This is a genomic window from Arthrobacter livingstonensis (genome assembly GCF_003219815.1).
Lineage (GTDB): Bacteria > Actinomycetota > Actinomycetes > Actinomycetales > Micrococcaceae > Specibacter > Specibacter livingstonensis.
This window is the reverse complement of record NZ_QJVD01000038.1, coordinates 21462-28145: the sequence shown is the minus strand read 5'-3', so window position 1 is coordinate 28145 and position 6684 is coordinate 21462. Positions and strand designations below refer to the sequence as shown.

General features: G+C 62.8%; 6 protein-coding genes and 2 pseudogenes. 3 read left to right on the top strand and 5 right to left on the bottom strand.

Going from position 1 to position 6684, the window contains the following annotated elements; genetic code table 11:
- Nucleotides 1-269 precede the first annotated feature (269 nt).
- Nucleotides 270-464, bottom strand: a pseudogene (locus tag CVV68_RS24425) (IS1380 family transposase); the annotation flags it as partial.
- Between the two features lie 584 nt (nt 465-1048).
- On the opposite strand from CVV68_RS24425, the gene CVV68_RS20865 reads away from it, so the two are divergent.
- Nucleotides 1049-2038: an alpha/beta hydrolase family protein gene (locus tag CVV68_RS20865; RefSeq protein WP_110502922.1), complete on the top strand. Its 990-nt coding sequence runs from the start codon at nt 1049-1051 to the stop codon at nt 2036-2038.
- A 148-nt stretch (nt 2039-2186) separates the two neighbouring features.
- Nucleotides 2187-3231, top strand: a pseudogene (locus CVV68_RS20860) (ISL3 family transposase); the annotation flags it as partial.
- Between the two features lie 746 nt (nt 3232-3977).
- Here the strand turns inward: CVV68_RS20860 and CVV68_RS24420 are convergent.
- The gene (locus tag CVV68_RS24420) at nt 3978-4157 is read right to left on the bottom strand and encodes a helix-turn-helix domain-containing protein (protein WP_245933695.1); all 180 of its coding nucleotides are present in this window, start codon (nt 4155-4157) and stop codon (nt 3978-3980) included.
- On the opposite strand from CVV68_RS24420, the gene CVV68_RS20850 reads away from it, so the two are divergent.
- Nucleotides 4156-4779, top strand: coding sequence for a CoA transferase (locus CVV68_RS20850; RefSeq protein WP_110502920.1), 624 nt, complete (start codon nt 4156-4158; stop codon nt 4777-4779). The genes CVV68_RS24420 and CVV68_RS20850 overlap by 2 nt on opposite strands.
- A 25-nt stretch (nt 4780-4804) precedes the next feature.
- Here CVV68_RS20850 and CVV68_RS24415 read toward each other — a convergent pair whose 3' ends face one another.
- The 3 genes from CVV68_RS24415 to CVV68_RS23290 form a co-directional block, all read right to left on the bottom strand.
- Nucleotides 4805-4918, bottom strand: coding sequence for a helix-turn-helix domain-containing protein (locus tag CVV68_RS24415; RefSeq protein WP_245933694.1), 114 nt, complete (start codon nt 4916-4918; stop codon nt 4805-4807).
- Between the two features lie 312 nt (nt 4919-5230).
- Entirely contained in the window at nt 5231-6415 is a 1185-nt protein-coding gene (locus CVV68_RS20840; RefSeq protein ID WP_110502919.1) for an acetyl-CoA acetyltransferase, read from the bottom strand.
- Nucleotides 6412-6681, bottom strand: coding sequence for a hypothetical protein (locus tag CVV68_RS23290; RefSeq protein ID WP_146238984.1), 270 nt, complete (start codon nt 6679-6681; stop codon nt 6412-6414). The genes CVV68_RS20840 and CVV68_RS23290 overlap by 4 nt, the downstream gene beginning before the upstream one ends.
- Between the last annotated feature and the right edge of the window lie 3 nt (nt 6682-6684).

Sequence of the window (6684 nt, the reverse complement as noted above, 5' to 3'; positions counted from 1 at the left end):
TTGCTCAGTCCTTCCGTGACGACCGCCATCAAGTCTTCGACCACAGCATCTGACAGTCCGCCGTCGACGAGCCCTGCCATGTGGATTCGGGGTTCAAAGCCGGCATCGGCGGATATGACGTTGATCGCCCGGCCTCGCTGCCGTTGATGTTCCACTTTTTTGTTCCGGGGTTGCGCCGATGACCGGCTGGATGGATGGCTTCCATGCTGCTTGTGGCGGGGCGTGGGGGTCGCGGCGAAGAGCTGCTCCCGGGCGGTTTGCCTTGGCCGGGACTCGGGTAGGTGTAGTTTGATGCGCGGGGCGCTGGAAGCGACACGGCCGGCAATGTTGATGAGCTTGCGCCGGATCGTCCCGGTCCTGGCTTTGGCGAAGTCCCCTGCGGCGAGGACCCCGGCAGCCCGGGTGAGATTGTTGGCCATGACCGCAGTCACCAGCCATGCCGAGTTCGCCGCGAAGTTCCCGGATGATATCTCTAGTTCCGGAACCGGTGTCCACCACGAAGGCCTGAACAACAAGATCCGCACAATGACCCGCTGATCCTACGGATTCAACACACCCGAAGCCGCACCGGCCCTGATCATGCTCGCCTGCGGACCCATCGAGATCAAACTCTCAGACCAAAAATAACCCCATCCACATTCACGTCGGGCGAGCCCAATTTCCTTCGCCAGCTGGATGATGGGACGACGCGAGGAAACCACGAACTCAACAGCCTTGGCCTGGACCTCCGGTCTGACCTTGAGACGACTAGACATGCGCGGCCCCACGAAAAGGAGGGCCGGCCCGTGACAGTTACGTTCTTGGGGCTTACGGTGGAGACCTCAAGCGTGTGGGCTGCGCTGTGCCTTGTGCTTTTTGCTTTCGCGTTCCCGCTCTACCTCATTGCCAGACCGGCCAGCAGCTGAACATTCCTACCGCGGTCCCGCCATCTCCAAGGCGAGGCTTGCCCGCCAGGGCTTCCCTTCCACGGAGCAATATTCCCAAGCGCTTCCATGTTGTCTGCGTGCCGGTGGTTGTCCCCGTCCTAGTTCGCTGTGAGACTGTGCGCATGACGAAATCCACTGACGTGTCCTGGCAGCTCGAGGGCATCACCATGGAGGGCACCGTTGCCCGGCCCGACGGCGAGGGGCCCTTCCCTGCGGTGGTCCTTGTCGCCGGCAGTGGCCCGACCGACCGTAACTGGTGTTCGCCGTTGCTGCCCGGCAGCAATGGCAGCGGCCGTCTCTTCGCGGAAGCCTTGGCCGATGCCGGCGTCGCCTCCCTGCGCTATGACAAGCGGGTCTCGGGCCCGCATGCGATTCAGAACGTTCCAAAGCTCATCGGGAAGCTGAGCATGCAGTCCCACCTGGACGAACTGGTCGCTGCCGTCCAGCTGCTCTCGCAACTGGACTTCGTTGACCCCAGCCGGATTGTCGGGCTCGGCAACAGCGAAGGAGCCCTCCACGTCCTCCACTACGCCACCAGCACCCTGGACGTCCCCTTCGCCGGGATCGTGCTCGCCGCACCTCCGGGCCGGCCCATCCAGGAGGTGCTCTTGTCCCAGCTGGCCCTTCAGGCCGCCCAGATCCCCGGCGGGGCACAGCTGCTGCCCAAGGTCCAGGAAGCTGCCGAGCGTTACACGGCCGGGGAACCAATGAACGCCGATCCGGCCCTGCCCGAAAGCGTGAAGATGGTCCTGGCCAGCTTCGAGGCCCCCGCGAACCTGCCCCTTGCCCGTGAGCTCTGGGTGGAATCCACCCGCGACTCCCTGGGGCAGGTGCAGATCCCCACCCTGGTCTTGATCGGTGGCAGGGACGTGCAGATCGATGCCCACGCCGACGGCGGCCCGCTCCAGGAAGCCGCCGCCGGAAAGGCAAACGTCACCTTCGCCTTCCCCCCGAACGCGAACCACGTCTTCAAGGAAGACGCCCGCACCCCGGCCGAAGTCGCCGCCACACCCGGAAATGGTTACAACGCACCCGACACACACCTGGACCCCGAAAGCCTGCAAACAATCCTCACCTGGCTCAAAGCAACATACAACAACACGGCTCGTTGAACCTCCCACAGGCTGGCCTTGTGAGTCTGCCCCGGGGTCCTCGAACCGGACCCCGTAGATACTTCTCGCACTGAAGCTGAGCCCGCCCCGGTGGAGGTTCCACAGCAGAACCTCATGGTCAAAGTGAGATTACCAAGCGGTTAATCGTGAGCACAAGGTGGTCGTTGCCGCCGTGCCATGGGCACGTCACCAGGCCGACCACACCCGGCTCTTTGACCAGCACGTCGCCTGGCTGGCCACCAAGTGTTCCAAGAGTGCCGCCACCGAGCTGATGCGCATCGCGTGGCGCACCGTCGGTGCGATCATCGACCGGGTCTGGAAGGACACCGCCAAGACCCTTGACCCGTTTGCGGGCCTGAAACGGATCGGCATTGACGAGATCTCCTACAAGCGAGGACACAAATATTTGACCGTCGTCATGGACCATGACTCCGGCAGGCTGGTGTGGGCTTCCCTGGCCGGGACAAGGCCACCTTGCGGAAGTTCTTTGACGCCCTCGGCGACGAACGATCCGCCCAGATCACGCATGTTTCCGCCGATGCTGCCGCATGGATCGCCACGGTCGTGGCCGAATGCTGCCCCGATGTCGTCCGGGTCGCTGACCCCTTCCACGTCGTGATGTGGGCTACCGACGCCCTGCATGAAGAGCGCCGCAGCGCCTGGAACCGGGCCCGGAAAGCAGCCAGGGAAAACGAACCGGGCCGGGGCCGGGGACGGCCCTCCAATGACGCCCCGCCCCGGCCCGACAGCGAGCAGGCCACGAAGCTAAAGAACTCCCGCTACGCGCTCTGGAAGAACCCCGAGGACCTCACCGAGAAGCAACAGGTCAAGCTCGCCTGGATCGTGCAAACCGACCCGAGACTTGGCCGGCCTACTACCTCAAGGAAGGTCTACGCACCATCTTCAAGCTGCCCCACGCGGATGCCATCGTGGCCTTGGACAGATGGGTCTCGTGGGCCAGGCGCTGTAGGATTCCTGCGTTCGTGAAGCTGCAGAAAAGTATCGCTAAACACCGGGCCAGCATCCTGGCATCGATCGAACACGGACTCTCCAACGGCCGCATCGAATCCATGAACACCAAGATCAGGCTCATGACCCGGGTAGCCTTCGGCTTCAAATCTCCCGACGCCCTGATCAGCCTAGCCACGCTCAGCCTCGGAGGTCACAAACCAATACTCCCGGGACGGAGATAACCCACGGATATGTCAGGAGAGCCAGACTTTTCCTGAGTTTCTGGTCATCATTTTCAGCACGTGGCTCACAACCAGCTTGACGTAGAGGGGATTTCACGGTTCTCACTTTTCCGAACGCGGCCGGGCAGTTACGGGCAACAATAGGCCCTCCGATCGCTGTAATTACGGTCCTGGGCACTGCCGGGCAGCCAGGAACTTGCCCTTGATACCGCAAACAGCCCGGCGTGGCAGCTTAGATCATCCTGATCACGTAATTCGCAGGATTCCCTTGAACCCACAGACCGATAAATGTCTGCGGCGGTCCAGCCCAGTGCGGCTTTCTCCACCAAACCACACCCCCAGATCGTCCCGTATGGAGAATGCCTGCCACATGCGACGCCATGGTGCGGCGGTCCTCAGGTGAGAGTCGCGGTGGTGAAGCCGCCGGGAGCCGGGCCTGCCAGGTTTGTGCCGTAGACGGCGCGTTAGTACCACCGAGATCCGGTCCCGAATGATGACTGGATTCCCGTGCTTTTAATCCAGTCCTGTCCGGATGCTTGGGCATCCAGCCGTTTGGTCAGCCGGGCGCCCACGCGCCACAGTTCGACGAAGGCCGCCCCAGGGACACCAGGGCGTGGGCTGGAACACCTCGTGCTTGAAACAAGGTGAAACCTCAAAACAACGCGTGATTTGTTCGATCTTTGGATCGCCCGTTCGACCACTCTTCCCCTTTGAAAACATCCCCGCTGCGGCGTCTAATTCGACGTCTACGACAAGTGGGGATACTCCCTGTGGCCTTCCTGAAGGGCGAGAATTTCATCTTGGTAGGCCAGATGCAGATTGGCGATCATCGATGATGTTGTGAGTTTGCCGTGGAGCAGCTCCTTCGCCTTGCGAAGTCGGTAGCGCACGGTATTGGGATGAACGAAACGCGTCCCGCACCACATCCGGGCGGGCGCCCATCTGGAGCTGAACCTGCTCTCCAGCCTGCAGGGCGCACTGGCCAACCAGGGCCAGGCCTTTCTGGGTTCAGGGAAGGCGCCGGGCCGCATGGGCAACGACCATCCCTCGATCGTGCCCCACCAGCTGCTGGACTGCGCCGACGCGCCACTGGCCGTGGCCTGCGGCAACGAAGGCCAGTTCACCAAACTGGCCCGGGTCCTGGGGATACCCGACATTGCGGTGGATCCGCGCTCTGCCACGAACAATGCCGGGGTGGCCCACCGCGACGAGCTGGTGCCGATCCTGGAGGCGGCCCTGTCCACAGGCACCGCAGTCCACTGGCAGGACACGCTGACGGACGCCGGCGTCCCGGCAGGACATGTCTCAGAAATCGATGAAGGCCTCGAGTACGCCCAATCCCTGGGACTGGAACCCACCGTTGAGGTCCACGACGCCGCCGGCGTTCCCGTGGGCCGGCAGATCCGCAACCCCATCACCTGGACGCCTCCCATCCCTGTCCGCACGGAAGCCCCTCCGCGACTGGGCGAACACGACGCCGCAGTTCTGTCGTGGCTCGGAGACTCTCGCCTTTCTGCGGCCAGCAGCAGCGCCGCGTCCGGCGGCTGACCCGTCCCGGCAGGCTGGTTCTGCACTATTCCGCGCGCAGTGCCAGCCACAGGTTGGCGGCCACACCCGGATCGTCGGGATCGGCTCGAAGCAACCTTGTGGCAATGCCCATGCGGTGCCGCAGGAAATTGCGGTGCACGGTGCACCCCCCAGTTCCCGGGCCGCGCCTTCCCACTATCCTCTGTGCCGCAAGTAAGCCCGCACCGTGGCCACGAGGTCCGCACGCGCGTAACCCCTTAGCGCGGCCACCCAATCCTGGACTCGCGGATCCAGCGACCCTGGCACTACCTCAAGAATCTGGCCAATCACTCACTTGTCCACGCGCGCTCTACATGGCCAACCCCAATGAACGGCTTACAACATCGCAAGGCCCACTGCGGATGTTTCTTCACGTGGCTTCGGTACATCAGTCATTTTCCGTTCCCCAAAGACAATCCATGCTCATTCCCGACTACAGGGCTTCGAGGACGCTGACGTAGTTTGCGATTCCGACGCCGCCCATGTTTTGCACTGCTGCACGTCGCGGGCCGCGCAGCTGCATGTCGCCGGCGGTGCCGGTAAGTTGCATTGCGGCGACGACGTGTTGGGAGACGCCGGTGGCGCCGACGGGGTGTCCCTTGGCCTTGAGTCCGCCGGAGACATTGATGGGAAGTTTCCCATCCTTGTAGACCCAGCCTTCCTCGATGGCGCGGTGGCCCTGGCCGGGTTCGGTTAGGGCCATCGCCTCGTACATCAGCAGTTCGGCGATGGTGAAACAGTCGTGGACTTCGGCGAAGTCCAGGTCACCAAGCCCGAGACCGGCCATGGCGAAGGCGCGCTCAAATGATGCACGGACACCCACAAAGGCTGTCGGGTCGCGGCGTTCCGTGGGGAGGAAGTCATTCGCGTGGCCGAACCCGGCCAACCGCACTGGTGTGGTGGACCCGCCAGTGCGGTGGGTGGAGAGTATGACGGCGGCGGCACCGTCGGAGATGGGGGAGCAGTCGGTACGACGAAGCGGATCGGCGACCATCGGGTTTTTCTCCGAGACGGTGCGGCAGAAGTCCTCGCCGAGGTCCTTCCGGAGTTGGGCGTAGGGGTTGTCGACTCCGTTGCGGTGGTTCTTGGCCGCTATGGAGCCCAGAACATCTCCCACGCTTCCGTAGCGTTTTTCGTAGTGCTTGGCGACTTCGGCGAAGAGTCCGGTAAAGCCGGTAGTGGAGGGCTTGCCTGCCATGTCGTAGTCCGCGCCCAGCAGGGCTGCCCCGACGACATCAGCCCCGGCCTGTGTCATCTTCTCTGCACCAATTACGAGCACCGTCTTCGCGGTGCCGGCGAGCAGTGCCTTGGCGCCTTGCTGCATGGCGGCGGAGCCCGACGCGCAGGCGTTCTCCACACGGGTTGCCGGGACATTGGCCAGTTGCTCGGATACCTGCAGAGCCAGTGAGGAGGGAAAGGCGAGGGGCGTCATACCGGCGTTGAACTGGCCCAGGTAGATTTCATCAACCTGCCCAGGTTCAATTCCGGCGTTGGTGATGGCTTCGGTGGAGACCTGGACGATAAGGGATTCCAGGGTCTCCTCGGACAGCTTGCCAAAGCGGCTGTGGCCCCATCCAGTGAGCAGGATGTCTTTGCCAAATTGTTCGCGCAGGCTCATGCGGGTACTCCTTCAAATGTAAGCTCGAAACTGCTGGTGTTGATGTCGAGGTGAACGGTGAATGTAGTCTCCGTAGAGGCTTGGATATCTTCCACGGTGGCTTTACCGGTATTGTCCGGGCCTATGCTGGTTGTTGCGATGTAGAGGGTTGCCAGGTTGGTGATGATGCGGTTTACCGCGGAGGTGGAACGCACGGCAGCAAAACGAAGTCGACGGCGACCCCGGACGACATGCAGCATTCCCAGGACGCGGCCGCCCGCGTTCATAAA

Coding starts and splice junctions, on each gene's coding strand:
- CVV68_RS20865 (WP_110502922.1), top strand. CDS start 1,049: ATGACGAAATCCACTGACGTGTCCTGGCAGCTCGAGGGCATCACCATG.
- CVV68_RS24420 (WP_245933695.1), bottom strand. CDS start 4,157: ATGTGGTGCGGGACGCGTTTCGTTCATCCCAATACCGTGCGCTACCGA.
- CVV68_RS20840 (WP_110502919.1), bottom strand. CDS start 6,415: ATGAGCCTGCGCGAACAATTTGGCAAAGACATCCTGCTCACTGGATGG.
- CVV68_RS23290 (WP_146238984.1), bottom strand. CDS start 6,681: ATGAACGCGGGCGGCCGCGTCCTGGGAATGCTGCATGTCGTCCGGGGT.